This is a genomic window from Paenarthrobacter sp. NPDC056912 (assembly GCF_042786555.1).
Classification (GTDB): domain Bacteria; phylum Actinomycetota; class Actinomycetes; order Actinomycetales; family Micrococcaceae; genus Arthrobacter.
In genome coordinates, this window is sequence record NZ_JBHUCD010000016.1 from 42,114 (window position 1) to 68,375 (window position 26,262).

A 26,262-nucleotide genomic window follows, 5' to 3' on the forward strand; every position below is an offset into this window, starting at 1 on the left:
TCCTTTGGTTTCTTGGTATTTGATGTGCTGTAAGAACGGATGCCGTCTATACGTTTTGAAGGAACCTAGCCCTAGAGCGAGGTGGTGGCCTTCGTGGTCTTTGCCGTTTGTGATGGAGCTCAGTAGATGTTGAAGTTTTCCTGAATCTGTTCGCGGTTGGTTGTTGCTGTCAGAGATAAGGACAGAAGGATGCGGGCTTTTTGTGGGTTGAGGGAGTCGGCAGAGACGAAGTTGTCCGTGTCGTCGGAGGGCTTGTGGGTGACGATGCCACTACCCACCCGAGTGGACCTCACTATGAGGGTGCCGTCTGCGGCTGTCTTGCGGGCCGCTTCTTCAGCAATCTGGGACATTGACCCGTTTCCAGTGCCTGCGACAACAATTCCCTTGGCACCTGCGTCAACCGCGGCCTCGAAAAGGGATCTCCCTTCGTTTTGGTAGGAGTACAGGATGTCGACCTGTGGGAGGGCATCAAGTTTGGAGATGTCGAAGGGCGTCTTTGTCGTGTGGTCTTTCAATATCGTGGCGTTAAAGCGGATATCTTCGCCGGCGAATTCGCCCAGATAACCCTGCTCCGTCGAGGCAAAACTGTCAGTGGCGCTGGTGTTCGTTTTGGTCGTGTAGCGGGCCGCGCCAATGCGGTCGTTCATGACGACCATGACCCCCTTGGCTTTTGCACCCGGATCGGCTGCGAGCCGCACTGCGTTGTACAGGTTCATGGGCCCATCGGCGCTGAGTGCAGTGGACGGACGCATTGCGCCGACCACGACGACTGGTTTCTCGCTCTTAACGACGAGGTTGAGGAAATACGCTGTTTCTTCCAGGGTGTCTGTTCCGTGGGTTACTACGACGCCATCCACCTCCTGGGAAGCGAGCAGGTCGTTGATCCTCTTGCCGAGGGTGAGCAGTACTTCGCTATTGATGTCGGGACTGTTGAAGTTGACAATTTGTTCACCGGTGACGTCAGCCTTGGTTTTGATTTCCGGGACAGCTGCGATGAGTGCGTCCACGCCGAGTTGTCCTGAGGTGTAGTCGGTGGTGTCTGTATTGCTGTCGGAGGTGCCTGCGATGGTTCCTCCCGTTGCCAGGATCTTAACGTTGGGCAAGTCTGACGTGGTCTTTTCCGCGGGAATGTCTTTGGCAGCGGACTGTCCGCTGGGCTGGACGGAAGAGCATGCGGAAGCGCATGGGATAAGTAGGCAAAAGGCCAGTGCGCTGGCTATTTTCACGGATGTTATTTTCATGAAGGCTCCTTTTGTCTCGTGCTCATGCGGGAGTGTGCCCCTAAGCGGAGCGAGACCACAGATTCGAATGGAAGTTGTGTTGCCATCCCGAAATGTCGTCGAACGCTTTGCTGTGTTAGCCGGGCGAGGGTGTTGGCAGACTTTTTTGGAGTTGTAGCGAATCGGTGTGCGGCGGGCAATAAGTGCATCGGCACCCGGGCGTCAGTGTGAGTCCGGTGCGGATCTCGAGGCTCCGCGAGTGTCTAGTGCTTGGCTGTGAGGGCTAATTCTTCGTGGTCCTTGCAGTCGGGCGCTTCGTCCTCGGTGAACTCCGTCGTGTCATCTTCTTTGCGGCCGATGACGACCGTGGCGATGGCGTTGCCGAGGGTGTTGGTGGCTGTGCGACCCATGTCAAGGATCTGGTCGACAACCAAGAGGACAGCGATACCGGCCGCGGGGATACCAAAGGAGGGAAGTACTGCGGCGAGGATCACGAGGGCTCCGCGTGGTACCCCTGCCATGCCTTTGCTGCTGACCAGGAGCAGGACGATCATGGCGATTTGCTGTCCGATGTCGATGCTGATGCCGTAGGCGTTGATGAGGAAGACGGATGCAAAGGTCATGTACATCATGGATCCGTCGAGGTTGAAGGAGTAGCCCATGGGTAGGACGAATCCAGTCGTACGGCGGGGGACGCCGAAGCGGGTGATCGCGTCAATGAGCTTGGGGAAGGCCGCTTCGCTGCTGGCGGTGGAGAAGGCGATGACCATGGGTTCGCGTATGGCCCCGATGAGTCGGAAGACGGACTTGCCCAGAAAGAGGAAGCCTACGGCGAGCATCAGTACCCAGAGTCCGCCCAAGGACGCGTAGTAACCGCCGACGAGGCCGGCGTAAGTAGTGAATCCGTCAATGCCCTGAGCGGTGAAGGCTGATCCGACGGCCGCGAAGATGCCCACGGGGGCTGCCCGCATGACGTAGCCGGTGAGTTTGAGCATGACAGGGACGAGCTCTTCGATGACGTCGGAGATCTTTGTGTTGCCGGCCCTTTTCAGCGCCAGTAGTGCGGCGCCGAAAAGCGTGCCGAAGACGAGGATCTGCAGGGCGTTGTTGTCTGCCATGGCCTGGATGAGGCTCTTGGGGGCGATATGTTCGATGAAAGTGAGGAAGTCGAGCGGTTTGGCGGCGAGGGAATCCACGGCGGAACTGTTCGACTCTGGCAGGTCCAGGCCCTTTCCGACATTGAGGATGTGGGCTGTGATGAATCCCCAGGCTCCTGCAATGACCGAGGCGGCGAGGAACCATGTGATGGCTTTGGCAAACAAGGGGCCCAGCCCAGTGGACTTGGTCATTCCGGTGATGCCGGTAACGATGATGGCGAAGATCAGGGGAGCGATCACCATCTTGATGAGGTTGAGGAAGAGGTGGGCGACGGTATCAAAGACATCAACTGCGGTTTTAGCCGCGTCTGCTGGCAGGGTTGCGTGGAAGATGAGGCCGGTGGCTACGCCGGCCACGAGTCCGATGACAATCAGGACGGTAAGCCTGTTCCTCATGATGTTTTCCTTGTTTTGGGCACCACAAATCGGTATCTCCATCGAGGAGTCGAATTGCGGTTCGGGAGATGGGTGCCGGCCCTTAGGCCAGGGGCCGGCCAGGGAACTAGCGGGTGATGTCCTGGAGGAGGGCGATGGCTTCGACTTCTACGGCAGCTCCGTAGTGAAGTTCTTTGACGCCGGCGACGGCTCTAGCCGGTCGATGCGCGCCAATCCATTCGCCGTAAATGTCGTCAAAGGCTTTCCAGTCGGCGATTTCGGTGACGTAGACGCGGACCTGTACAAGGTCCTCACGGGTTAGCGCAGCTGACGCGAGGCAGGCATCGACGTTGGCCAGGGTCTGTTCGACCTGGACGGCGAAGGGCTCGGCGGTAACCGGCTCGCCTTCGCTGTTGATGGGTAGCTGGCCGGAGATGAAGGCCATGCCGTTTACTACTGTGATGTGGCTGTACTTCCCCACGGGGGAGACGACGCCAACAGCGTTCATTTGCTGGATTGCAGGGGCTGTGCTGAATGGGGTCATGGGCTCACTTCAGGTAGTTGTAGATGGTCGCCCGCGAGACGCCGATGGCTTCGCTGACGGTGGGTACGGATTTCTTGATGTTCATGAAACCTTCATCGCGAAGTGTCCGGGTCAGCGCCCGCGTCGATTCGGCGTCCAGGCTCTGGGGCGTCTTTCCCCGTTCGGCCGCATATGTGGCGATGAATATCCGTATTTCCTGCAGGCTCTTGGGCCGCATGCTTTCTTCGACCATAGGAGCCTGTTCGTCGATCCGGGTGAGGGCGGAAAGCTGGTGTGTCAGCGTGCTGAGCAGTGAGATGTCGACGTTCAAGCACAGGGCCGCGATGTAATTTCCCTGACTGTCCTTGATGCCGATGGAGGTGCTTTTTGAGGCGCGGCCGTCAGGGAAGCTGTTGGCGTAGTTCTGCAGCACTGCAGGAAACTCAGGGTCTTGGATCCGGGCCAGTCCCAGCTCTGTGGCCGAGTCCCCGGGTTTACGCCCTGAAATGTTGTTTTCGACCGTGCGGACTGTGTGGAGGGGGTCGCGGAGGTCATGAAGAACGACTTCGCACAGCCCTGGGAAGGTCCGTCCGAGAGCTGTGGTGATCTTGTCCAGCTCGGACAACAGGTGCTCGGTTTCGGCGTTCTCAGGTGATGTCATCTGTATTCTCCAAATCACTCAGTTATTGCTGTGGCCTTGAGCGCCGAACCGGTCAGCACCAAGACGGTTTTCTCGCCGGTGCGAATCAGGCCGCGGTCCATGAAGGCCGGGACAGCAGCGCCGGCCATCGCACTTGTCGGTTCAGCATAAAGGCCCTTGAGGGCGAGTTCGTCGGTAGCGGCGCGGATCTGGTCTTCGGTCACCGTGATGATCGCGCCGGCGCTTCCTGTGACCGCGGCGAGGACCTCCGGTCCGCGCACCGGGTGGGCGATCGAGGCACCTTCAGCGAAGCTGTGTTTCCACGCGCCGTCGACCGGGACCGGTGACCCGGCGGCGAATGCCTTGGCGATGGGGCTGCAGTTCTCAGGCTGCACGGCCAGAATCCGGGGCATCTTATCGATCTGACCGGCACGCAGCAGTTCGCCGAAGCCGATTGAACAGCCCAGCACGAGACTTCCTGCCCCGGCCGGAACTACGACACTGTCCGGGGCGGTGAAACCGAGGCCTTCCCAGATCTCGTAGGCGATGAGTTTGGTTCCCTGCAGGAAGAAGGGATGCCAGTTATGGCTCGAGTAGAAGATTGAGCCCGACTGGCGGACCGCTTCGTCCGCAGTGTCTTGTCTGACCCCGGGAACGAGTTCGATCTCGGCGCCGTGGCGCCGTGACTGGACGATCTTTGCCGGCGAAGTGCTGGCGGGCACCAGAACCTTGGCCTTCATGGAACCGGCGGCGGCATAGGCAGCGACGGAGGAGCCGCCGTTACCGGAGCTGTCCTCGAGGACCCTGATGATCCCTTGGTCCTTCAGCGCCGAAAGCATCACTGTCGTCCCGCGGTCCTTGAAGCTGGACGTCGGGTTGAACCACTCGGGCTTGACGAAGACGTCGGCCCCGTTGATATGGCACGGCAGCAGTGGGGTGCAGCCCTCCCCAAGCGTGATCTTCTCACGCAGATGGTAGGGCAGGGCAGCCTCGTAACGCCACTGGGACCGCTCTCGGTCTTCGATGTCGTCACGGCCTATTCCGCGAAGCGCCGACACCATCAAGGGCGTGCCGTCATTGCCTCGCCACCGCGGAGCGTCGACCGGGTACTTCTCCCCGCTTCGGTCGTACAGATACGGGACGTCGGGATCCATGAAACCTCATTCTTGTCTGTGAGCTTGATTACAGTCTGTCTAACTTTTTACTGTTTGTCCAGCATTTCATTGAAAAAAAGTATGCGCTTGGACAAAGTGTAAAAAATGGTTCTGCGTTCCGTTTCCCAAGCAGAAGAAGGGGTGGCTTGTGAAAAAGTGAAATATCCAACGCTAAGGTTTGGCTGTGCGACGTAGTGGCCTGTATTTTCCGGGTTTGATGTGGCTGGCGCGGGGCCATGTGTAGTCGCCGGTGAGGTTGTTGTGTTCCCATCCCAGTGGTGAGAGGTACCGCAGGAGATCTGGATCAGGACTGTTGCCGGCGTTGGTGAGGGTGGTGATTGCGCGGTCAAGGTAGAAGGTGTTCCAGAGAACGATAGCGGCGGTGATGAGATTTAGGCCGCTGGCGCGGTAGCGCTCTTGTTCGAAGGATCGATCGCGGATTTCACCGAGCCGGTTGAAGAACACTGCCCGGGCAAGGGTGTTGCGGGCTTCTCCTTTATTAAGGCCGGCTGTGACTTTCCGGCGGAGGCCAGGGTCTTGGAGCCCGTCCAGCAGGAAGCAAGACCTGGCCGACACCCACCCCTTAGCAATTTCAGCCAGTGCACCCGAACGCCGTCCGATGCGGGGGTATGTTTTCGTGATTCACGTCACTAATTTAGGGATTCGCACTATTTTGTGATGAATCCTTTAACCGGAGGTATTCATACCGTGTGATCGGTCTGAGGCATGGCCTGTCGTGCATGATTGAAAGCAGAAACCAATAATGACGTGGAGAAGAACTTGGGCCAGTCTGGCATTGACGCCAGCAATCGCCCTTGGCTTGCTGTCCGGTGGGTCCACGGCCGCTCTAGCGGCCACGAACATCGAGACGGGTCCGACCGCAACCATCGCGGCAGCCACGCTGGGCCAGACACCTGGCACCTACACGAATTACACATTCGCTAACGCCCCGGCACAAGGTCTGAGCGATGTTGAGTTCGGTATCAAGGTCACGGCCGACCCGGGTAAGTCCGCCAAAGTCTTCTGGTCCAACCAGTTCCAGTTCAGCGATGGAAAGAACGCCTACACCGGCATGCAGACCAACGGGGCCGGGAACGCGCGGACCTTCATCTTCTCAGTGTGGGATGCAACCGAGGCCAAAGCGGGCGCTGCGGGGAGTTGGTGCCAGGACTTCGGCGGTGAAGGCGTCGGAAAGAGTTGCCGTATCAACGTTGAATGGGTCCAAGGCCATAACTACAAATTCAACCTCAACAACGAGGGTGACAGGTGGTTCGGCGTCACCGTCACAGACACCACGACAGGCACGTCCTTCAAGCTTGGTAGCATCCGCGCAGGATCCGACTATGTCAAATCCACGAACATGGTCTCCTGGACTGAGTACTTCGAATGGAACAACCCTAAGGCCACCTGCCTGGACCAGCCCTACTCCCGCGCTGAGATCGCTTTGCCCCGGGCCAATGCCGGTGCCGTAAACGCCGGGGTCCTGAGCACAAGTTTAAGCTCCGCGTGTCCGACAGATTTCAGTTCGATCGAAACAACCCCGTCCTCCACTATTCAGACCAACGCTATCGGTAACACCATCCGGGGACCGCTCATCGGTCTGAACAGCCGTGTCCTGGACGGCGGTCCGGGAACAAACAACACCCCCCTCACTACCAAGGCGAACGATTCGAACAACATCGGGAATCAGAATTGGGTCGTTGCCAAGGACGGCACCATCCGCCTGGGCTCGGCAACAGGGCTGTGCCTGGACGCCGGCGGTACAACCGACGGCGTCAAAGCCCTCGCCTATACCTGTCACGCCGGCTCTACGCAACAGTGGCGAAGCACCAATGGAACCCTGACCAACCCGGGCACCGGGAAATGCCTTGACGTATCCACAACCACCAACGAGGCACTCCTCTACACTTGCCACGGCGGCGCAAACCAGCAATGGACAGTACCAAAAGCCGGATAACCAGACCATTCGCTCCCAGTGACCTGATGACACCCAATGGCGGCGTCATGAAACGGTAAGCCCGAATTCCACCGAAATGCCCCGTACCGAGTCGCCGGTAAGGGGCATTTTCGTTCGACTTCGGTGGCCAGGACGCTTCGCCCGTGTTCGCGAAATCATGACGTCCGTTTTCTATAGCGAGGCACTTAGCGTGAATCTCCGTACCGATCTTCCCAAGTCCCCAGAGCTCAAGATGGCAGACGTCCTGCTACGCCCGCACCCAACGCCCGGGACGGGCATCATTGATTCTCTCTGACACCAACCGCGTGGCTCCCCGGAGGGTCTCAGCGACGGGGAACTGCTTGAGGCGGTCCGCCAAGGCCACGCTGAGGCATATGGCGTACTCTTCACCCGACGCGCCCCCACTGCTCTGCGCGTCGCACGGCGACGCACCCGTGACCACCAAATGGTTCAAGACGCCGTCCAAGAGGCCTTCGCCTCCATCCTGGCCGCCATCAACGCAGGCGCAGGTCCTGTAGGGACCTTCACCGCGTACCTATTTGTCAGCATCACCCGTCACATTCACCGGCAAATCGGGCAGCAGTCCCGTGAGACCCTGCTCCCCGACTTCACCGACTTCACCGGAACCACGTTCCTTGACTTCTCTGGCTGAGGCATTCAGGTCTCTACCCGAACGCTGGCAACAAGTCCTCTGGCACATGGACCTGAACGACGTCCCAGCCAAGGAAGCAGCCAAACTCTTCGCGCTCAGTCCCAACGCCGTTGTCGCCCTGCACCGCCGCGCCAAAGCCGGGCTCCGCCAATCCCAAAAAGGGGTGGTTGCAGAAAACGGATGAAATCGTTCGTTTGTGATCTGGGGTACTTCGAGCTTGCTGTACGTTAGAGTCCGTTTTTCCGCGGTGCTCGGAGGGTCAACGCTATTTCTGCGCCTTGCCCTGGAATGACTTGCCAGCGTTCGTTACCGGACGCCGGGGTCCCTTAGCGTTGGATATCCACTTCTTCACAAGCCACCCAACGCCGGGCACGCAATGGAGGGCACTCACAGCCTGGCGAGGGCTTCGCTCCGGGTGAACGCGTTCACCCGTCATCACCGGGACCGGAATGACTATTCAGTCCTGACAGCCCGCACGGGCCAGGGTGCGTTCATACTGTGCGGGTGTTGGGGCAGTTACGTTGTCAATCCCTGCCCCGGTCACCATAAGGGGCCGGCTGGATGGCCGGCTCCTCGGAAGTGCGCCCCTACCGTGGTCTCTTAAGCGGGGGCGTACTGGTCCGCTGATTCGAGCTCCAGCGGACAGTGCGGTCGTCCACTCCCCCATGTGGGCGGCCGCGCTCCAGCAGTCTTCCCCCCTCTCAGAGAGTCGCCGCCCGGCGCGCCCCTGCGCCCCGGGCGCCAATCCCCGTGCTGCTCAACGGCAAGGTTCCACACCAGGCGCGCATGCGCACAGTGAGAGCGCAAACACTCTCCTGCACATCACCGGGCCGGAAACGGATCATGACCGACAGTAAAATCACTTCAGCCAGGCGCCTTCTGGCCCAGGGAACACCTGCCGTCGATGTGGCGCGCGATCTAGGTGTATCCGTGCCAACGCTCTACCGCTGGCTGCCCGCTTCTTCACGGTGAGACTAGAACAGCGGGGCGCCGGCAGCAGGAGCCTTCGCTTTGGCACGCAGTGCCTGAACAACCGGCTCGCCGGCCCGCTGTGTTGCACATTCATGGTCTAACGTACGCAGGTAATCGTGCACAAGGGGCCTTAGCGCAGTTAAGTTCATCGATAGGACATTTGGCCGGGACGCAAGTATCGAGTCAGCAATCTCCTCCGCTCGGTCGGCAAAACCTCTCCGATGCCTCCGCCGGATCTCCTCAGCAATCTCATACACCAACGCGGAAGCCCGCGACCGCGCCACCCTGTCCATTCGTTCATCACCAGCCGCAAACTCTGCAAAGGCCTCATCGACCAGCTGCTGAATCCTTGCAAAGTTCGAGGGTTCAACACCGGGGAACGAAGAGACTCGTTCAATGACCGAAGCTGACAATTTCAGAACTTCGTCTTCAACGGTTGCGGCGTCGAAGCCTGAAACCTGTTCGAAGTCATCGTCATCGTCGACTTCCACGCCGAATCTAAGCCCGATCAACACATCGCCGACAAAGACAAGCGACCGTTCTTCCTCGTCGCCGTCAACCGCGGCCGAAGCAGCAACAAATCGAACCGCGCAAGTATCAATGACCCTCAGCGCAGCCTCAAGGACATCTACCTCTAAGTCGACGTCCAACCAAACGACCGCTCCCGGGGCTCCAACCGATACCTGCGCATTGATTACAGGAACCTCACGCTCGACGAGCAGATCCAGAGCTCTCAAATACGCGTGCTCAACATCTGACAGATTCTCCATACGCTCCAGGCTAGAAGACACCACCGACAATCCGACAAAGACTCCTTAGCGTAGTCTGACGTCCGTTTTCTCAAGCGACCCCCACATGACTCCCCAGATCACGCAACAGGCCTCCTGTGGGGCCGACCTCGAGGGTGTCCGCGCCGTCTTGGTCCATGATCGAGTGCACGCGCCATGCTTGGCCCAATTCACCCGAGGAGAGGACTCCGGCAAGCGTGAGGATGTCGGCGTCGCGGCGTCGGAATCGGGGGCGAACGGCTTGTCTGCCACTACATGGACGCCTGCCGCTATTGCTTCCAGGACCAGCTCGCGGCGTGTTTGCGGCGGGGTGGTAATGGTCACTGCATCAACCCCGGCCGCAAGCATCTCCGCCAGGCTGCCATAGACCGGAAGTCCTGGATAGTCAGCCTGGACTTCGGCTTGCCTGGCCTCTGAGCGCGCCACGACACCCACCAGTTCCACGCCCTCTGCAGCTTCAATGAACGGTGCATGGAAATACCTTCCACCCACTCCATATCCCACAATCCCGATGCGCACGTGCCGAGTCCTTCCGTAGGGTTTCGTTTCCTGCCATGCCACAGCAAGGCGGCAGCCGAAGCCACCGCCTTGCTGTTCGCCCTGCTTCTTTCGCTTCGCTTACGCCGGTACGTTCAGTGATGCCTCAAGGGCGGCATCGGCATCACGCAGGACCTTGGCGGCTACCTGAAGGCCTTCGATCCGGCCCAAGGACACGTCCTCGTGCTCGATGTTGACCAGCATGTTCGGGTCCACCTCATGGAGCGCGCGGAGGAACTCCGTCCAGTAGGCGGTGTCGTGACCGCGGCCCAGGGCAACAAAGTCCCACGCAGAGTTCTTGGGCCACTCGTTAGCCCATTCGTCGCCACCGAGGTTGGTTCGGTGCTCGTCCGCCGAGAGCCGGCGGAAGCTGTTGTCCAGCACGCCGTAGAGCGCGGCATTCTCCGTGTTCACACGGACATCCTTCGCAGCGGCCTGGAACACGAGAGGGCCCAGTTCGCGGACCACGGCCACCGGATCCATCTGCTGCCAGAACAAGTGGGATGCATCCAGTTCCACGCCTACGTGCGTGGCGCCGGTGAGCTCTATCAGCTTGTGGACGTCGGCGGTGTTGAAGACGATGTTCTGCGGATGCAGTTCCAGGGCTACCTTGACCCCGTGATCGGCGGCCAGGCGGTCGGTTTCCTTCCAGAATTCCGCCGCCACGCCCCATTGATAGTCCAGCACGTCAAGTGCTGCCGAGTTCCAGGCGTTGACCACCCAGTTGACGGTAGTGGCGCCAGGCTCCCCGCCGGGCAGGCCGGACATGGTGACCACGCGGTCCTGGCCGAGGCGTTGGGCCAGCCGGATGGAGCGGCGGATGTCTTCCGCGTGCTTTTCACCGATCTCGCGTTTGGGGTGCAGCGGGTTGCCGTTGCAGTTAAGGCCGGCGATGGAGACGCCTGTGCCTTCGAAGATCGCCAGGTAGTCGTCGCGTGCGGCGTCGCTTTCCAGGATCTGGTCAAAGGTAGGCACGTGCACGGGCGGCAGGAACCCGCCGGTGTTGATTTCAATGCCTGTCAGGCCAAGGCCGGCAATGACCTTCAGTGCCTCGGGAAGAGGCCGGTCGTGCAGGATCGCGTTGTAGACGCCGAGCTTCATAGCGTGATCTTCTTTCCGTTGTTCAGAGCCGATTCGGTGACGGCACCGAGCAATTCCATATTGCGGACGCCTTCGTCGAACGTGGCGCAGCGCGGCAGGGATGCTTCCGCGTCCAGGCCGGCAACCTCTTCGAGGAACGCACGGGCCTGGTAGCCGAAGGCGTCGTTCTGGCCGAAGCCCACTTCCGGAGCGTCCATGGCCAGGCCGCCGGCGATGTACGGGTGTCCCGGGCCGAGGATGACCTGGCGGTAGCCGTTCTCGTTGCCTGAGCCGTCGTTGAGGAACAACTGGATTTCGGACGGACGGCGCTGGTCGAACTTGGCGGCCCCGTTCTCGCAGAAGACCTCGAACTGGAGGCTGTTGGCATGGCCCGCAGCTACTCGGGAGACCTCGAAGCTGCCGGCTCCGTTGGCGAACTCTGCGTTGAAAGCTGCGTAGTCGTCGTTTTCAACAGCCTCGTAGGTGTCGCTGACAGCAGCGTGGTCGTGCCCGATCACAGCTCCGAGCGGCAACGGACGCTTGTCGATGGCCGTGGTGAGGCGGCCACCGCTGATGGATGTGATGTCGCCGCACAGGAACTCGGAAACGTAGGTCAGGTGGCTTCCGACGTCGGCCAGGGCACCGGAGCCGGGGCCGCCCTTGTAGCGCCAGCTCATGGGGGCGGCGGGGCTGAAACCGTAGTCGGTCCAGTAGCGGCCGCTGAAATGAAGCACATTGCCCAGGACACCGTTCCGGATGAGGTCGCGGATGTAAGCGATGCCCGGTGTACGGCGGAATGTGAAGCCGATGCGGGCGATGGTTCCGCCGGCCTCGGCGGCGCGGGCAGCGTCGGCCATGGCGCGGGCGTCTTCGAGGGTGTCGCTCAACGGCTTTTCACACAGCACGTGCTTGCCGGCGGCGAGCAACCCTTCCACCACTTCGCGGTGCAGCGAATTGGCAATCACGACGCTGACCACATCAATGTCATCGGCCTCGGCAATCGCCTGCCAGGACGTGTCATTGCGCTCGTATCCGAACCGGCGGGCGGCCAAGGAACCGAATTCGGCGTTGACATCGCCGATCGAGACCAGGCGCACCGGGGGAAGTACGGGGCTGTAAAGGGCAGATGCCGTGCGGTAGGCGGCAGCGTGGGCCTTGCCGGCCATGCCTGCACCGATGACGGCGACGCCGAGGCTCTCAGCCATTGATTTCTCCTTCGAAATTTCGCCGCCGCGTGGGGCGCTGTACGGCATTTTGTAGCGCTACAATTTTTACGCTGGCTTTGATCGTAACTATGTCTATATGTCCTGTCAATCATTAACCGACTATCCTCAAGGACAGACACGAAAGGCACATCGATTCCGTTGAACAGCCCCCAGACCAGACGCCCCACCCTGTACGACGTCGCGCGCCAAGCCGGCGTCTCGCCGTCGTTGGTTTCGCTGTTCCTCAAGGACCCGGAAAGGGTCAGCGAAAGACGCCGGGACGCTGTCCAAAGCGCCATTTCGGAGCTGGGATACCAGCCCAGTCGAGCGGCCACGACCCTTGCGAGTACCCGCACCAAGAGCATCGGGCTGGTCATTGACGACTACCGAAATCCCTGGTTCGTCGATCTCCTCAGGGGCATGGAATCCGTCCTCTCGGACCTCGGCTACCAAGTCATGCTGGCCGACTCCCGCCCTGGCGAAAACCGCATCAAGGAAGCCACCGACGGACTGCTTGCCATGCACGTGGATGCGCTGGTGCTCGCCGCCGAACCGAATGAAGCCATGCTCACGGGCATCTGGGTACCCACCGTGGTGGCCGGGTGGCGCCGAGCCGTTCCGGCGGGCGCGGACCTCATCACCAACGACGACGACGGCGGCGGCAGCCTGGCCGCCAACCACCTGCTGGGGCTCGGTCATACCCGGATCGGTCACCTCTCAGGAGGCGACGGCGCCTCTGCTCACCGCCGCGCAGGGTTCCGGCAGGCGGTGGAAACTGCCGGCGTCGAGGTAGTCATCAGCGAGACCGCCGGAACGTCGGAAGAAGACGGGTACGGCGCCGCTTGCCGGCTCCTGGACCATCACCCGGAAACCACGGCCATCTTTGCGGCGAACGACACCATGGCGTTGGGCGCTTTCGCGGCCATCAAGGCCCGGGGTTTGTCGGTGCCGGCGGAAATTTCGGTCATCGGGTACGACAACTCGCCGTTGGCCAAGTCCCGTTACCTGGACCTGACATCCATCGACAACCGAAGCGACATCGTGGGCGTGGACGCCGCACAGAGGCTCCTGGCCCGACTCGACGACCCAAGCCTAGAGGCCGGGCGGAAGCTCATCGAACCCCTGCTGGTCCTCAGGGGCACCACAGCTGCTGCCCGTTAGGACAACGTGGGAAAGGCGCCGCGAATGCAGCGCCTTTCGTTGGATCTGATTTTCGTTCCAGTCCTGGTTGGTACCTAGACTTTCTCGCGGATGCGGTCGATCTTCGGCTCGGAAACCTCGAATTCCCTGCGACGGCGGGCCAGGAAAGTCCATAGCGTTCCTTCCGTCCTTGGACGGCTCTCAGCAGGGACAACTGGTTCTTTTTTGGCCTCGGACGTGTGCGTCTCGGGCTTGCGCGCGGAGTCCTTCTTCGTGCGCCGCTCGAAGTCGTCATAGTACGCGTAGCACATACCCAACCTCCTTCAACGGCTGTCCTTTAATGGTCCTCGCACTTGGCCGACAAGTCGACTGTTATTTTGCGTGAAGGTGTGAGGCAGCCAGCCTGGATTCGTGGATCAGCTGATCCTGCGTCCGCCCAACCAGCTCACCATGGCGGGGTCGCGGTGGTCGAAGAACAGGCTGGATCCGGTATCGAGCGCCGCTATCAGGCCCATATGTTCGTCCGTCAAGGTGAAGTCGAAGACGTCCAGGTTCTGGGCCATCCGTTCAGGCCGGATCGATTTGGGAATGACCACCACATTGCGCTGGACGAGCCAGCGCAGCACCACTTGGGCAACGGACTTGCCGTGGGCTTCGGCGATGGCGCTGAGGACCGGATCCGCGAAGAGGTTGTTGCGGCCTTCAGCGAACGGACCCCAGGACTCGATCTGCACTCCGCGTTCGATCATGAGCGCCTGGTCAGAAGCACGCTGGTGAAACGGGTGCGTTTCGATTTGATTGACCGCAGGGACGATCTCGTTGTGGTCGATCAGGTCCACCAGGCGGTCCTGGTGGAAGTTCGAGACGCCGATGGCGCGGGCCCGGCCTTCCTTGTTGAAGTCCTGCATGGCCCGCCACTCGCTGTAGTAGTCGCCCAGCGGCTGGTGGATCAGGTACAGGTCCACGTACTCCAGTCCCAGCCGGTCGAGCGAGTTGGCGAAGGCCCGATTGGTGTCCTCCTGCACATTGCCCGTAGGAGCATGCTGGATCCAGAGCTTGGTGGTGACGAACAGTTCCTCGCGCGAGAGGCCGCTCGCCTTGATCGCTGCACCGACTGCCGCTTCGTTTCCGTAGGAAGCGGCTGTGTCCAGGTGACGGTATCCGGCGGCGAGCGCAGCCTCCACGGCGGCCTGGGTTTCCTCATCGGGGATCTGGAAGACCCCAAAGCCGAGGATCGGCATCTCGACGCCGTTGTTAAGTGTCACAGTCTGCATGGTTTTCCTTCGTTGGGATGTGTCGGTTCAGCGGCCCAAGGGGGCGTCGGCAGTTTCGTAGTCGGCGTCGCTAACGGGTTCCAGCCACGTGGCGCTCTCCCCGTTGTAGTGCTCCACCATGGCCAAATGGCTCATCAAGCTTCGTGACGTGGCGCCATGCCAGTGTTCTTCGCCAGGAGGGGTGTGGACCGTGTCTCCCGGGCGCAGATGGATCACCGTTCCATCCCTTGTCACCACCAGGCCATTGCCGCCGGTGCAGTGCAGGGTTTGACCCAATGGATGGGAATGCCAATTGGTACGGGCACCGGGAGTGAAGTGCACCAACGCTGAGATAAGCCTTGACGGGACCTCGCCCGCATGGAGGGGACTGACATAGACGTCCCCGGTGAACCGCTCCGCAGGGGCCACCGAGGCAGGGGCAACAGGTACTAGTTCCATACCTCCAGAGAACCAGCCCCCGGCCGGGCGGAGGAGTCCCTGCTGTGAGGTGTACTGCCAGTTCCTGTTGGAGCCGCCGCGGCCGTCGTAGCGTAGGACCATGGACAACAACAAAGACGTCCGCGATTTCCTCATGAGCCGGAGAGCGCGCATCACTCCAGCGCAGGCCGGCCTTTCCGCCTACAGCGGGACACGAAGGGTGGCGGGCCTCAAGCGCGAAGAGGTAGCGCTGCTGACCGGGGTCAGCACCGAATACTACGCCCGCCTTGAACGCGGAAATCTCCGCGGAGTCTCTGACTCAGTCCTTGATTCCCTGGCCCGCGCCCTTCAGCTCGACGAGGCGGAGCGCTCGCACCTGCTGGACTTGGCAAAGGCGGCGGCCCCGGCCCGGCCAGCAGGCGGCCGCACCCCGCGGTCCGAGGTACGGCCGAGCATCGAACGGGTCTTATCCGGAATGACCGGGACTCCGGCGTATGTCCGAAACGCCAAGATGGACATCGTCGCTGCGAACAGCCTGTGCCTTGCCCTCTATACCGGCATCCTCTCCCCCGCCAGCATGCCCTTGAACCTGGCCCGCTTCATGTTCCTGGACCCTCGTTCGCGGGACTTCTTCGTGGAGTGGGAGACCATTGCCGATGATTTCGCGGCAGCCCTGCGCGTGGAATCAGGTCGTCGCCCCCGCGACCGATACCTGAATGGCTTGATCGGTGACCTCGCGGCCGGCAGTCCGGAGTTCTCCACTCGATGGGCACGTCACAACGTGAAATTCCACCGCTCGGCAAGGAAGACCATGAGGAACCCATTGGTCGGGGAGATCGAACTGACGGGCGACGCATTGGAAGTCCCTGGCGAAGGGTTGACCCTTATCGCCTACACGGCCGAGCCAGGCAGCCAAGCCCAGGAACAACTTGCCTTCCTGGCGAGCTGGACGGCTGCCCAGTCAGCATCCCCTGCTGACACCGAACTACGGCAACGCTGAGTTGGCTGCCCAGACACCGAGGACTAGCTGGCACCAGCAATCACCGGGAAAATGCCGTCCTCGCGGCTTGCACCGCTAACCTGGTCTCCTCATTCACGAGGTCGGCGTTGATCACAGCCCCGGCCATGACCCCGGAAGCAGCGGACGCCATAACCTGCCCCGTGAGATCCGTGACGTTGCCTGCCGCCCACACACCCGGCACGGACGTCGCGCCGCCTTGCGCAGTCACTTCTACATGGCTCCCAACGCCCATGGGGTGTTCCACAGCGGAGACACCCAGCGACTCCAAGACGACGGAACGGGCCACCATCCGCGGGCCCGTGACAACGGCCTCCACAGGAATCACTGTGCCGGACGCCAGGACAACCCCGCTCAGGGCGTCGTCGGTAACCTGCAAGGACTGCACTTTGCCCTCCACCACGGTGATGGATCGGGCGGCCAATTCCTCCCACTGTTCCTCCGTCGGGTCCACGAGGTCGTTCAGGAACAGCGTGATGTCGGGACTCCATTGGCGGAACAGCATTGTCTGGTGCAAAGCCATCGGCACCGACCCCAGGATGCCGATGGCTTTGTTTCGAACTTCCCAGCCGTGGCAATAGGGGCAGTGCAGCACGTCGCGTCCCCACCGTTCCCGAATGCCGTCAATTTCGGGCAGGACGTCGGTGAGACCGGTAGTAACCAGCAGACGGCGCGCTCCCACCGTATGGCCGTCCGCCAAGTCCACCGCGAAGGCCGGCACCGAACCGGCCGTTGGGTCCGCCGTCGAACGTGCCGCGACCGCTACACCGGATACGACGTCAGCCCCATACTGCCGCGCTTCCGCGCGTCCGAGTGCCAGCAGTTCCTTGGGATCTATTCCGTCCCTCGAAAGGAAGCCGTGCACCCCCGCGGCAGGCGCATTTCGCGGCTCCCCGGCGTCGATCACCAGGACAGACCGCAGTGCCCTGCCCAGGGTGACCGCTGCACTTAACCCAGCTGGGCCACCTCCCACCACAATGACGTCATACTCATCGGCCATCCGGCTCTCCACTGGCTCTTTGCTCACTGTGCCTCCACACGTTAGATACGGTCCTGTACCGCTGATTCAATGGTTGGGCACTTCGGTCCAAAGCGGCAAGAAAATTTGCCGCTATGGCAAACTGGAGGGATGACTGCAGATTTCAGCACCATGCTCGACGCCGTCGGTCCCCGGTTGCGCGCCATGAGGACCCAGCGCAACCTGACCTTGGCGGAAGCTTCGGAGGCAACAGGCATCTCCGTGAGCACGCTCTCAAGGCTGGAGTCTGGCCAACGGAAACCCACGCTTGAGCTGCTGCTGCCCATCGCGAGACTTCACCAGGTTCCCCTCGAACAACTCATCGACGCTCCGGAAACGGGTGATCCCCGCATCCACCTCAAGCCCCACGTCCACGAGTGGGGCACCGCACTCCCGCTCACGCGACGACCCGGCGGAATCCAGGCATTCAAAATGGTTCTGCGGGGCGGCACCGGCAAGGAGGTTCCCAACCCCCAATCCCACGAGGGCTACGACTGGATGTACATCCTCAACGGCAAACTGCGGCTGATGCTCGGTGAGAATGACTTTGTCTTGAACCCGGGCGAAGTGGCGGAATTCGATACGCGGACACCGCACTGGTTTGTCAGTGCCACCGCGGAACCCGTGGAGCTCCTAACCCTGTTCGGCCAGCAGGGCGAACGCCTCCATGTGCGGGCCCGACCCAAGCGCTGAGCCTAGGAGGCCAGCCATTCACGAGCACTCCGGCGAATGCTGGACTGCTCCACGCCAGGTTCGGGCTGGTTGATCTCAGCCCACACCTCATCGAGGGAGAGTCCAAGGACATCGGCGATCGCGGCGACAGTGGGAAATGCGGGGGTCGCCACACGACCGGACTCAATCTTTCGGAGCGTCTCCGGCGAGACGCGGGCGTCCAGGGCGGTCTCCAGCATCGAACGCTCACCGCGGGCGCGACGCAAGAGAGCACCAAGGCGTTGTCCGCGCTCGGCCTCTGCGGGAGTAAGTGGCAGCCTGACCATGGCTCCAATTGTAATACCGGGATAATATGGCCGGGATAGTTATTGGTCACACAGAGAGAAAGGTGCCGCATGATCGAAATCCTAAGCCCCGCTGAATTGCACAGAGCAAAGGATACGGGGGCCTTGGTCGCCAACATTTTGCACACGCTCAAGGGCCGCGCCACCGTGGGCACCAACCTTCTGGACATCGACCAGTGGGCCAAGGCCATGATCCTCGAGGCGGGGGCAGTATCCTGCTACGTCGACTACGCACCATCCTTCGGACGGGGGCCGTTTGGCCACTACATCTGCACCGGCGTCAACGATGCCGTGCTGCACGGGCTGCCTCGCGACTACACGATTGCCGACGGCGACCTGCTGACACTGGATCTCGCAGTTTCCCTCCGCGGAGTCGCTGCAGACTCGGCCATCAGCTTCATTGTGGGCGAATCACGGCCTGCAGAGAGTGTCGCGATGATCGACGCAACCGAACGTGCACTGCGCGCCGGGATTGCTGCCGCCCGACCCGGCGCCCGGATCGGAGACCTCTCGTATGCCATCGGCGCAGTCCTCAGCGAGGCCGGCTACCCGATCAACGTCGAATTCGGCGGCCATGGCATCGGATCAACCATGCACCAGGACCCGCACGTTCCGAACACCGGCCGGCCCGGCCGCGGATACAAACTGCGTCCCGGGCTCCTACTGGCACTGGAGCCGTGGGTCATGGCGGACACAGCCGAACTGGTCACCGATCCTGACGGCTGGACGCTCCGAAGCGTGACGGGCTGCCGGACAGCCCACAGCGAGCACACCATCGCCATCACACCCGACGGTGCCGAGATTCTCACCTTGCCGACTCTGACCTAGGCTCGCCAGGGGCCGTTCCCGGGAAGTTTCACCACCGGGCCGGCACCCCAGGCTCGCTATACGGGGACCAGGCCACGCCGTTCGTGCCCAGGTGGGCGCGCTTCGGGTTCCGGGTCCGGGTCACGCGCATTTCCCGCTGCTTGACCTTGCCCCGGCAAGGGTGACGCTTTGGACTGGTACGTGTTCCCTGTGGGGGTGCTGATTTCGAGGGCGTGGACGTCCGCGGGCGCGGTTTTGGCGGTCCAACCGGGGTTTTCCTTGGTGTGGTTGCAGGCTTCACAGAGTCCGGCGCCGTTGTCCGCCGTGGTGGTGCCGCCGGAGCGCCAGGGCACGATGTGGTCGATGTGCCGGATGGGCGCGTCGCAGTAAGGCGTGCGGCAGGTATCGTCGCGGATTTCAATGAAACGTCTAAGCCGTGGCGGGAAGAAGCGGGCCTTGGAGTCCATGCTCAAGAGCTCGCCGGTCCCGGGTGCAGCGTAGAGCCGGCGGAGCCACACGGTGAACTCATCCCCCGTGCCAACAAGAGTTCTGGCCCATTCCGATGGGACGATTCCGTAGCCCTTGAGCCGGGCCGGTTCGCTGTCGCCTTGGAGAAGGGTTCGGTCGGTCATCACGAGTTGGAGCTCCACACCGCTGATCCCGCCGCGCTTGCCGGTGAGTCGTTCGACGAGGGTGTCGGCCATGACCTGTCCCCGGGTCCGCGAATCCCCCACCGAACGGGCCGATTCCGCCTTTCGGGTCAGCGCGTCAGAGGCGGCCACACCCTGGGCGGCGGGCAGCAACGCTGTCAGGTAGGTCATGGCATCTGGTGCCGGGCGCAGGCTCACCGTCCGCTCGCCCGCGGCGTGACCGGCACGCTGGGCCACCGAGCGCGGATCACGGCGATACGCTGCGGCCTTCGCGGCCGCGACGATGGCCCGGTCACCCTTTCCCTCGAACGTCCCGGTATCGGCCGCGAGTTCCTCGTCCACGGCGGACCGGTCCTCGACAGACAGGCCGGCGGTCTCTTTCACGAGTAGGGTGGCACGCCACTCGTTCAGCTGGCCCGTTTCCAGGGCGGCCATGGTGCGGGGCATCTCGGTTACCAACGCCTTCGCCAACCGCAGAAGCCGGGATCCACGGTTCGGGGACTCACGCCGAGCCAACGCCACTTGCGCCCCGACACCCTGGCCCCGCTCAGAAGCGGGCACACCGACAGCCTCCTGCTCGCCGCGCTGCGCCAGATCAAAAGCCACCGCAGCACGCGCCTGCAAGCCAGCAATAGCGGACTTCAAATCTTCCAACCCACGAATCTGATCGATCAGCTCGCCGCTCGCGGCACCGAGACGGACGGCGCCCAGGAGTGCGATGAGATCAGAAACCCGGGGTGCCGACTCCAGGGACAGAAGTCTTGCGACAGGATCAGACGCAACCGCTGCGCCCGCCTGACTGCCCCGAATCTGCTCCATACCCCAACTCTTCCAGCAGGCAAGAGCAACCATCAGACCCAATCGTTGCTATGTGGAAAACCCGATAACGCACCCATCCATCGACTCGCCGGCTCGTCGCTAATGGCCCCCATGGCAACCCCGGGGAACCCACCCCCGCCCGGTCACAAACAACAGTCACTCAGCCCGCCCTTGCACAGAAGCGTGACACAGGCCATACTAAATGAACGCTATTCATTTAGTGACTGTCGTCTCACGGAGTACACGCCATCATGATTGAAATCACCCGCCGCGAAGCCCCGGCTTCCATGGCCCGCACGGAACCGGCCACGCGCACCCCGCCGTGGACCGCCCCGCTGCGCGCCGACTACATCCAAGCCCAGCCCCAGGCCGTCGCCGCGTGAGCGTCTGGCGCATGCCGTCCGAAACGGCTCCCCAGGACCGCGTCTGGATGGCCTTCCCCACCGGCGGCTACACCTTGGGCGATACCGACGAAGAGGCGCACGCAGCGCGCTCTGCCTGGGCCGCCGTCGCGAACGCCATCCTCGAGTTTGAACCCGTCACCATGGTGGTAACGGCCGACGACGTCGAGACAGCCGCGCGCTACTTGGACCCTCGCGTCGAGGTACAGACTGCCGAACTCAACGATGCCTGGATGCGGGACATCGGGCCATCGTTCGTGCTCGACGCCAACAGGCAACTTGGCGCTGTTGACTGGATCTTCAACGGCTGGGGCGGGCAGGACTGGGCGGCTTGGGACAAGGACTCGCTGATCGCCGCGGACGTGAGCCAGCGGGCCAACGCCAGCCACATACCGTCCGGGATCGTCAACGAAGGCGGCGGCATCCAGGTTGATGGCGAGGGCACTGTCCTTGTCACCGAAACGGTGCAGCTGGACCGAGGCCGCAACCCTGGCCTGACCAGGTCGGACATCGAGGAGGAGCTGGCCCGCACCATCGGCGCCACCCACGTGGTGTGGCTGCCCCGGGGCTTGACCCGTGACTCCGAAAAGTTCGGCACGCGCGGCCATGTGGACATCGTGGCAGCGATCCCAAGCCCGGGTACGCTGCTGGTCCACTCCCAGCAAAACCCGGAACACCCTGACTACAACGTCTCCCGCGAGATCATCGACTTCCTGCGCACCACCCACGACGCAGCAGGCCGGGACTGGAACATCATCGAAGTTCCCGCACCAGTTACCTTGACCGACCACGAAGGGTATGTGGACTACAGCTACATCAACCACCTCGTGGTCAACGGCGGGGTCATCGCCTGCAGTTTCAACGACTCCATGGACGAGAAAGCCCACCGCATTCTCGCCGATGCCTACCCCGGACGCCGCGTGGTCAGTGTTGACGCCCGCGAACTCTTCGCCCGGGGCGGCGGCATCCACTGCATCACGCAGCAACAACCCTCGGCCAGCTAGAAAGGGCCTCACATGAGCCAGACAATCCGCAACGCTGCTTCCAGCAGCGCCGCAGCCGCACCGTCGCACGACATCAGCGGCAAGGGACTGGAGACGGGGCAGCTGGGGCTCCTCGCCGTCGTCGTTCTGGGCATTTCAACCATCGCCCCGGCGTACACCCTCACCGGTGCGCTCGGTCCCACCGTCAACGAAGTCGGACTGCAACTGCCCGTCATCTTCCTGATCGGCTTCATTCCGATGATCCTGGTATCGCTGGCCTACCGGGAGCTCAACGCAGACTCACCGGACAGCGGCACCACGTTCACTTGGGTCACCAAGGCGTTCGGCCCGTGGGTAGGCTGGATGGGCGGCTGGGGCTTGCTCGCGGCGAACATCATCGTGCTGTCCAACCTGGCGGGCGTCGCCGTGGACTTCTTCTACCTGTTCCTGGCACAGGCCACGGGCTCACCTGAGCTCGCCGACCTCGCCTCGAACAAGCTGCTCAACGTGGCCACCTGCTTCGTCTTCGTGGCGCTGGCCGTGTGGATTAGCTACCGCGGCCTGCACACCACCAAGATCGTCCAGTACGGCCTGGTGGGCTTCCAGCTGCTGGTCCTGGGACTGTTCGTGGCCATGGCCTTCGCCAACTGGTCCACGTCCGAGACCGCCGTTCCCTTTAGCTGGGACTGGTTCGACGTCACCAAGATCGAAACCTTCGGCCAGATCGCAGCAGGTATTTCCTTGTCGATCTTCGTCTACTGGGGCTGGGATGTGTGCCTGACAGTCAACGAGGAAACCGCCAACGGCAAGAAGACCGCCGGCCTCGCAGGCACGCTGACCGCCGTGATCGTGTTGGGCATCTACCTGCTGGTCACCATCGCCACCATGATGTTCGCCGGCGTCGGAGACACCGGAATCGGCCTGAACAACGCCGAAAACCACGCCAACGTGTTCACCGCCCTCGCGTCGCCTGTTATGGGACCGTTCGCCATCCTCATGTCCCTCGCGGTGCTCTCCAGCTCCGCGGCATCCCTGCAGTCCACGTTCACGTCACCGTCGCGCAGCCTGCTGGCCATGGCGCACTATGGCGCCCTGCCTGAGCGCTTCAGCCACATGAGCAAGAAGTTCTCGACGCCGGGCTTCGCCACCATTGCGGCCGGCGTCCTGTCCGCGGGGTTCTACGCAGTGATGCACGTGATCAGCGAAAACGTCCTGAACGACACCATCCTGGCCCTCGGCCTGATGATCTGCTTCTACTACGGACTGACGGCCATCGCCTGCGTGTGGTATTTCCGCAACAGCGTGTTCTCCAGCGTCCGCAACTTCTTCCTCCGGCTCGTGTGCCCGCTGCTGGGTGGGGTGGGCTTGTTCGTGGTGTTCCTTCAGACCGCCGTTGACAGCTGGGCTCCGGAGTTCGGAAGTGGCTCGGAGATCTTCGGGGTGGGCTTGGTGTTCGTCCTCGGCATCGGGATCCTCGCTTTGGGCGCCGTGGTCATGCTGATCATGTCCCGCGTCCGGCCCGGCTTCTTCCGTGGTGAAACTATCCGCAAGGACACCCCGGCCCTGGTGGTGCCGGAGTAGGGAAACAGCGAGTTCGCGGGAAAGCGGCCAGTTCGTGTGGAACATTCCAACGAACTGGCCGCTTTCCCGCGTCCTGAGCGCCCCCTCCCGGCGTCCTCATTCACCAGCGATGTGCTACGTCCACCACCAGGCGGGACCCGCCGTCGGGACCGTCCAAGGTGAACACCCGGAACGGAAGCCGGGCACGGAGCCCCAGCCCGATGCTCGTGGTGCCCTCAAAGCTGCCCGCATAAACCACCTGGCGGAACGTCTGATAGCCGGAAACGTTGGACAGGTCTGCCTTCGCGGCCGGCAAGTACGTCGGCTGGCCGTTCTGGTTGTACGACGGCGCCGTCACCACCACCTGCAAGTCCGCGTCACCGAGCATCGGGATGGGATAGCCCGTTGCATCCTGGATCACTACCGGAACGTAACGCACTGAGTAGCCGGCCACTTTGCCGGTCATGTCGATCACCAAGCGGTCGTAGCAGGGCTGTTGACCCGTGCGGACGCTGGTGACATTGGCGGAGCTCATGTCGGGATCGGCCTTGGCCAATGAGCCCCACGTGATACCGCAATATGATGCTGCCGAGGCTGGACCCGGCGCTGCCAGACCGAGTCCGGCAGCAGCCAGGACTGCTGCCAAACCGGCACTGAACTTCCTCATTTTTTGCCCCCTTCAGGCGAGATTGATACTTCAACATTAGGAGCGCATCCCGGTGTTCGGGCGGTTTGTAGCCGCTTCGGCGCATAACCGTTAAGGGGGCCTTTCGGGGGTCACGGGAGTGTCATCGGAAGCCCGTTTTGGGGCTGGTTCCAGACGGTTTTGGACGTCATCGCGCCCATGTTCGTGATCGAAAGTAACGACACCTGAGCGTTACCTGCGCCAGGCGAAACGCAAAAGCCCCACCGGACCGGTCCTGGTCTGGCGGGGCGAGGGGAAATGCGTTTGCCTGGAGTTTAGCCTTCGCAGTCTTTGCAGTACTTCAAACCGTTCTTTTCCAACGCAATCTGGGAGCGGTGGCGGACCAGGAAGCAGGAGCCACACGTGAATTCATCGGACTGTTCAGGAACCACGATGACGGTCAGTTCTTCGCCGGAGAGATCGGCGCCGGGAAGGTCAATTCCTTCGGCGGTATCGTTTTCCTCGACGTCGATGACTGCAGTCTGTGCACCGTTCCCGCGGGATGCCTGGAGTGCCTCAAGTGATTCAGCGGGAGACTCTTCTTCTGTCTTGCGCGGGGCGTCGTAATCAGTAGCCATTGAGGGTTCGCTTTCGTTGCTGCATAGTGCCTATTCCGGCACCTCAGTGAAGCAGTTTAGGGCATAGTACACGTGATCAACGAATACTGTGCCCAACGCGACATTGTGCAGCTTTCGACGCCGGCCCTAGGGCTTTGGACGGGCCCTTCCCGCGTGCGCCTGAATGGCTTGGGCGCTGGCAACGGTGACCCCGCTCAGGGCCGGAAGCCACGTCCAATCGCTTCGAAGTCCCTCGTCGGTTTCTGGTTCAGCGCAGTCCATAACGTAGGCGGCCTCGATCCATGCCGCCAGGGTGGTGCCGATTGAGGTGGCAAACGAGGCCAGGGATGCGATCATGCGGCAACGGTAACCGGGCCGGATGTGGGTGCCGTTTCGGCTGCGTCACGGACTTGTTAACTGTTCCGCCCGCCCCTCAGTCCCGCAAAGCCTGCTCCACGATGTACTCCGCGATGGCCATGGACGACGTAGCCCCTGGCGACGGCGCGTTGCGCACCATCACCGCGTCCCGGCGTCGTGCGATCACAAAGTCGTCCACCAGCGAACCGTCACCGTTCATCGCCTGGGCGCGGACACCGCGGGTCCCCGGAAGAATCGTTGCGCCCTCCAGCGACGGCACGAACCGCATGGCCTCACGGATGAACTTCTTCTTGCTCACCACGGTCTGAAATTCACGGACGGCCGACGGCACGTTCTGGCGAGCGAAATTCCAAAAACCCGGGAAGAGCGTGTAATTGAGCACGTCACGCACATTCACGGCATTCCACGCGTAGGATTCGCGGCCGAAAGATATGAAGGCATTCGGGCCGAGCATCATTTCGCCGTCAATGCGTTTAGTGAGGTGTACGCCCAGGAACGGATGCTTGGGATCCGGCACCGGATAGATCAAGCCCTTCACCTTCTCGCGGGCTTCCTTTCCCAGCAGAAAATACTGTCCGAAAAAAGGGACGATGCGTGGTGTTGCAGGCTCCCCGGTAGACTCCGCCAAACGGTCGGATTGCAGGCCCGCGCACGCCACCACAAGGTCGAAGTGTTCGCCGCCTTCCTTCGTGTGAACCACCACGCCGCTCATCTGCTGTTCCAGGGAGGTGACCTCCTGCCCCAGCCGGATGGTCCCGCCCGAGGCGCGGACGTCGTCGGCGAGCGCGTTGGTGATGGCCGCATAGTCAACAATCGCCGTTTCCGGCGAGTGCAAAGCAGAAAGCCCGACGGCGTTCGGCTCCACCTCGCTGATCTGCCCCCGCGAAAGCATCCGGGCACCAGGCACCCCGTTGGCTGTGGCGCGCGCGAAGATGCTGTCCAGGCGCCTGCTTTCTTCGGCCGTCTGGGCAATGACGAGCTTGCCGCAGGCCTCATACGGCAGGCCTTTCGCTGCGCAGAATTCCTGCAGCAACTCCACTCCCCTGCGGCATAGCGTTGCTTTCAGTCCGCCGGGTTCGTAGTAGAGGCCCGCATGGACAACGCCCGAGTTATGGCCGGTCTGGTGTGCCGCGAGGCGGTCTTCCTTCTCGTAGACGGTGACCTGGACGTCGTCGAGCTTGGCGGCGAGTTCCCGCGCGACAGCGACGCCGATAATCCCGCCGCCCACCACCGCGCAGCGTTTGATCTTCCTGGATCCGGTGTTCCCGGACATGCGGCG

General features: G+C 62.0%; 28 protein-coding genes and 3 pseudogenes. 11 read left to right on the forward strand and 20 right to left on the reverse strand.

Going from position 1 to position 26,262, the window contains the following annotated elements:
* Positions 1 to 119: 119 nt before the first annotated feature.
* From ACFRJ9_RS17055 to ACFRJ9_RS17080, 6 genes and pseudogenes are all read right to left on the reverse strand, one after another.
* Positions 120 to 1,241 carry a type II asparaginase gene (locus ACFRJ9_RS17055; RefSeq protein WP_377670261.1) on the reverse strand — a complete coding sequence of 374 codons (1,122 nt, stop codon included), beginning with the start codon at positions 1,239 to 1,241 and terminating at the stop codon, positions 120 to 122.
* Between the two features lie 242 nt (positions 1,242 to 1,483).
* Entirely contained in the window at positions 1,484 to 2,773 is a 1,290-nt protein-coding gene (locus tag ACFRJ9_RS17060; protein WP_377670263.1) for a dicarboxylate/amino acid:cation symporter, read from the reverse strand.
* A gap of 106 nt (positions 2,774 to 2,879) precedes the next feature.
* On the reverse strand, positions 2,880 to 3,296 hold the full coding sequence (locus ACFRJ9_RS17065) for a RidA family protein (RefSeq protein WP_377670265.1): 417 nt from the start codon (positions 3,294 to 3,296) through the stop codon (positions 2,880 to 2,882).
* Positions 3,297 to 3,300: 4 nt separating this feature from the next.
* On the reverse strand, positions 3,301 to 3,936 hold the full coding sequence (locus ACFRJ9_RS17070) for a transcriptional regulator (RefSeq protein WP_377670268.1): 636 nt from the start codon (positions 3,934 to 3,936) through the stop codon (positions 3,301 to 3,303).
* Between the two features lie 14 nt (positions 3,937 to 3,950).
* Positions 3,951 to 5,069: a pyridoxal-phosphate dependent enzyme gene (locus ACFRJ9_RS17075; RefSeq protein WP_377670271.1), complete on the reverse strand. Its 1,119-nt coding sequence runs from the start codon at positions 5,067 to 5,069 to the stop codon at positions 3,951 to 3,953.
* Positions 5,070 to 5,240: 171 nt separating this feature from the next.
* Positions 5,241 to 5,702 (reverse strand): annotated as a pseudogene (locus ACFRJ9_RS17080) (Tn3 family transposase); the annotation flags it as partial.
* Positions 5,703 to 5,832: 130 nt separating this feature from the next.
* Between ACFRJ9_RS17080 and ACFRJ9_RS17085 the strand changes: the two are divergent.
* The 4 genes and pseudogenes from ACFRJ9_RS17085 to ACFRJ9_RS17100 all read left to right on the forward strand — a co-directional run.
* Positions 5,833 to 7,026: a ricin-type beta-trefoil lectin domain protein gene (locus ACFRJ9_RS17085; protein WP_377670273.1), complete on the forward strand. Its 1,194-nt coding sequence runs from the start codon at positions 5,833 to 5,835 to the stop codon at positions 7,024 to 7,026.
* A gap of 337 nt (positions 7,027 to 7,363) precedes the next feature.
* Entirely contained in the window at positions 7,364 to 7,678 is a 315-nt protein-coding gene (locus ACFRJ9_RS17090) for an RNA polymerase sigma factor (protein ID WP_377670462.1), read from the forward strand.
* 46 nt (positions 7,679 to 7,724) lie between these two features.
* The gene (locus ACFRJ9_RS17095) at positions 7,725 to 7,862 is read left to right on the forward strand and encodes a hypothetical protein (protein ID WP_377670276.1); all 138 of its coding nucleotides are present in this window, start codon (positions 7,725 to 7,727) and stop codon (positions 7,860 to 7,862) included.
* Between the two features lie 644 nt (positions 7,863 to 8,506).
* Positions 8,507 to 8,650 (forward strand): annotated as a pseudogene (locus tag ACFRJ9_RS17100) (helix-turn-helix domain-containing protein); the annotation flags it as partial.
* Between the two features lie 2 nt (positions 8,651 to 8,652).
* Here ACFRJ9_RS17100 and ACFRJ9_RS17105 read toward each other — a convergent pair.
* From ACFRJ9_RS17105 to ACFRJ9_RS17120, 4 genes and pseudogenes are all read right to left on the reverse strand, one after another.
* Positions 8,653 to 9,420 carry a hypothetical protein gene (locus ACFRJ9_RS17105; protein ID WP_377670278.1) on the reverse strand — a complete coding sequence of 256 codons (768 nt, stop codon included), beginning with the start codon at positions 9,418 to 9,420 and terminating at the stop codon, positions 8,653 to 8,655.
* Positions 9,421 to 9,502: 82 nt separating this feature from the next.
* Positions 9,503 to 9,957 (reverse strand): annotated as a pseudogene (locus tag ACFRJ9_RS17110) (Gfo/Idh/MocA family protein); the annotation flags it as partial.
* 99 nt (positions 9,958 to 10,056) lie between these two features.
* On the reverse strand, positions 10,057 to 11,076 hold the full coding sequence (locus ACFRJ9_RS17115) for a sugar phosphate isomerase/epimerase family protein (protein WP_377670280.1): 1,020 nt from the start codon (positions 11,074 to 11,076) through the stop codon (positions 10,057 to 10,059).
* Complete coding sequence (locus ACFRJ9_RS17120) at positions 11,073 to 12,260, reverse strand: Gfo/Idh/MocA family protein (RefSeq protein WP_377670283.1); 1,188 nt, start codon at positions 12,258 to 12,260, stop codon at positions 11,073 to 11,075. The genes ACFRJ9_RS17115 and ACFRJ9_RS17120 overlap by 4 nt, the downstream gene beginning before the upstream one ends.
* Positions 12,261 to 12,413: 153 nt before the next feature.
* On the opposite strand from ACFRJ9_RS17120, the gene ACFRJ9_RS17125 reads away from it, so the two are divergent.
* Entirely contained in the window at positions 12,414 to 13,421 is a 1,008-nt protein-coding gene (locus ACFRJ9_RS17125; protein WP_377670465.1) for a LacI family DNA-binding transcriptional regulator, read from the forward strand.
* A gap of 74 nt (positions 13,422 to 13,495) precedes the next feature.
* Here ACFRJ9_RS17125 and ACFRJ9_RS17130 read toward each other — a convergent pair whose 3' ends face one another.
* From ACFRJ9_RS17130 to ACFRJ9_RS17140, 3 genes are all read right to left on the reverse strand, one after another.
* A complete protein-coding gene (locus tag ACFRJ9_RS17130; RefSeq protein ID WP_377670286.1) occupies positions 13,496 to 13,711 on the reverse strand; it encodes a hypothetical protein in 216 nt (71 codons plus the stop codon).
* Between the two features lie 105 nt (positions 13,712 to 13,816).
* Entirely contained in the window at positions 13,817 to 14,674 is an 858-nt protein-coding gene (locus tag ACFRJ9_RS17135; protein WP_377670289.1) for an aldo/keto reductase, read from the reverse strand.
* 27 nt (positions 14,675 to 14,701) lie between these two features.
* Complete coding sequence (locus ACFRJ9_RS17140; RefSeq protein WP_377670468.1) at positions 14,702 to 15,214, reverse strand: cupin domain-containing protein; 513 nt, start codon at positions 15,212 to 15,214, stop codon at positions 14,702 to 14,704.
* Between ACFRJ9_RS17140 and ACFRJ9_RS17145 the strand changes: the two genes are divergently transcribed.
* Positions 15,213 to 16,091 carry a helix-turn-helix transcriptional regulator gene (locus ACFRJ9_RS17145; protein WP_377670291.1) on the forward strand — a complete coding sequence of 293 codons (879 nt, stop codon included), beginning with the start codon at positions 15,213 to 15,215 and terminating at the stop codon, positions 16,089 to 16,091. The two genes, ACFRJ9_RS17140 and ACFRJ9_RS17145, sit on opposite strands and share 2 nt — an antisense overlap.
* A gap of 40 nt (positions 16,092 to 16,131) precedes the next feature.
* Here the strand turns inward: ACFRJ9_RS17145 and ACFRJ9_RS17150 are convergent, their stop codons facing one another.
* The gene (locus ACFRJ9_RS17150) at positions 16,132 to 17,109 is read right to left on the reverse strand and encodes an NAD(P)/FAD-dependent oxidoreductase (protein WP_377670470.1); all 978 of its coding nucleotides are present in this window, start codon (positions 17,107 to 17,109) and stop codon (positions 16,132 to 16,134) included.
* A gap of 129 nt (positions 17,110 to 17,238) precedes the next feature.
* On the opposite strand from ACFRJ9_RS17150, the gene ACFRJ9_RS17155 reads away from it, so the two are divergent.
* A complete protein-coding gene (locus ACFRJ9_RS17155; RefSeq protein WP_377670294.1) occupies positions 17,239 to 17,820 on the forward strand; it encodes a helix-turn-helix domain-containing protein in 582 nt (193 codons plus the stop codon).
* Positions 17,821 to 17,822: 2 nt separating this feature from the next.
* On the opposite strand, the gene ACFRJ9_RS17160 is transcribed toward ACFRJ9_RS17155, so the two are convergent.
* Positions 17,823 to 18,125 carry a helix-turn-helix domain-containing protein gene (locus tag ACFRJ9_RS17160; RefSeq protein ID WP_377670296.1) on the reverse strand — a complete coding sequence of 101 codons (303 nt, stop codon included), beginning with the start codon at positions 18,123 to 18,125 and terminating at the stop codon, positions 17,823 to 17,825.
* A gap of 69 nt (positions 18,126 to 18,194) precedes the next feature.
* Between ACFRJ9_RS17160 and map the strand changes: the two genes are divergently transcribed.
* The gene (map, locus tag ACFRJ9_RS17165; RefSeq protein ID WP_377670297.1) at positions 18,195 to 18,971 is read left to right on the forward strand and encodes a type I methionyl aminopeptidase; all 777 of its coding nucleotides are present in this window, start codon (positions 18,195 to 18,197) and stop codon (positions 18,969 to 18,971) included.
* A gap of 56 nt (positions 18,972 to 19,027) precedes the next feature.
* On the opposite strand, the gene ACFRJ9_RS17170 is transcribed toward map, so the two are convergent.
* Complete coding sequence (locus ACFRJ9_RS17170; protein WP_377670300.1) at positions 19,028 to 20,419, reverse strand: HNH endonuclease; 1,392 nt, start codon at positions 20,417 to 20,419, stop codon at positions 19,028 to 19,030.
* Positions 20,420 to 20,670: 251 nt separating this feature from the next.
* Between ACFRJ9_RS17170 and ACFRJ9_RS17175 the strand changes: the two genes are divergently transcribed.
* The 3 genes from ACFRJ9_RS17175 to ACFRJ9_RS17185 are packed head-to-tail and all read left to right on the forward strand — an operon-like array spanning position 20,671 to position 23,384.
* A complete protein-coding gene (locus ACFRJ9_RS17175; protein WP_377670302.1) occupies positions 20,671 to 20,802 on the forward strand; it encodes a hypothetical protein in 132 nt (43 codons plus the stop codon).
* 11 nt (positions 20,803 to 20,813) lie between these two features.
* Positions 20,814 to 21,824, forward strand: coding sequence for an agmatine/peptidylarginine deiminase (locus ACFRJ9_RS17180; RefSeq protein WP_377670304.1), 1,011 nt, complete (start codon positions 20,814 to 20,816; stop codon positions 21,822 to 21,824).
* A 12-nt stretch (positions 21,825 to 21,836) separates the two neighbouring features.
* Positions 21,837 to 23,384: an APC family permease gene (locus ACFRJ9_RS17185; protein ID WP_377670306.1), complete on the forward strand. Its 1,548-nt coding sequence runs from the start codon at positions 21,837 to 21,839 to the stop codon at positions 23,382 to 23,384.
* Positions 23,385 to 23,484: 100 nt separating this feature from the next.
* Here the strand turns inward: ACFRJ9_RS17185 and ACFRJ9_RS17190 are convergent, their stop codons facing one another.
* From ACFRJ9_RS17190 to lhgO, 4 genes are all read right to left on the reverse strand, one after another.
* Positions 23,485 to 24,030 carry a hypothetical protein gene (locus ACFRJ9_RS17190; protein ID WP_377670309.1) on the reverse strand — a complete coding sequence of 182 codons (546 nt, stop codon included), beginning with the start codon at positions 24,028 to 24,030 and terminating at the stop codon, positions 23,485 to 23,487.
* Positions 24,031 to 24,323: 293 nt separating this feature from the next.
* Positions 24,324 to 24,626 (reverse strand): DUF4193 domain-containing protein, encoded by a 303-nt coding sequence (locus tag ACFRJ9_RS17195; RefSeq protein WP_377670312.1) that lies wholly within the window; start codon positions 24,624 to 24,626, stop codon positions 24,324 to 24,326.
* A gap of 126 nt (positions 24,627 to 24,752) precedes the next feature.
* Positions 24,753 to 24,962, reverse strand: coding sequence for a hypothetical protein (locus ACFRJ9_RS17200; RefSeq protein WP_377670315.1), 210 nt, complete (start codon positions 24,960 to 24,962; stop codon positions 24,753 to 24,755).
* A 76-nt stretch (positions 24,963 to 25,038) separates the two neighbouring features.
* The gene (gene lhgO / locus ACFRJ9_RS17205) at positions 25,039 to 26,256 is read right to left on the reverse strand and encodes an L-2-hydroxyglutarate oxidase (RefSeq protein ID WP_377670318.1); all 1,218 of its coding nucleotides are present in this window, start codon (positions 26,254 to 26,256) and stop codon (positions 25,039 to 25,041) included.
* Positions 26,257 to 26,262: the final 6 nt, after the last annotated feature.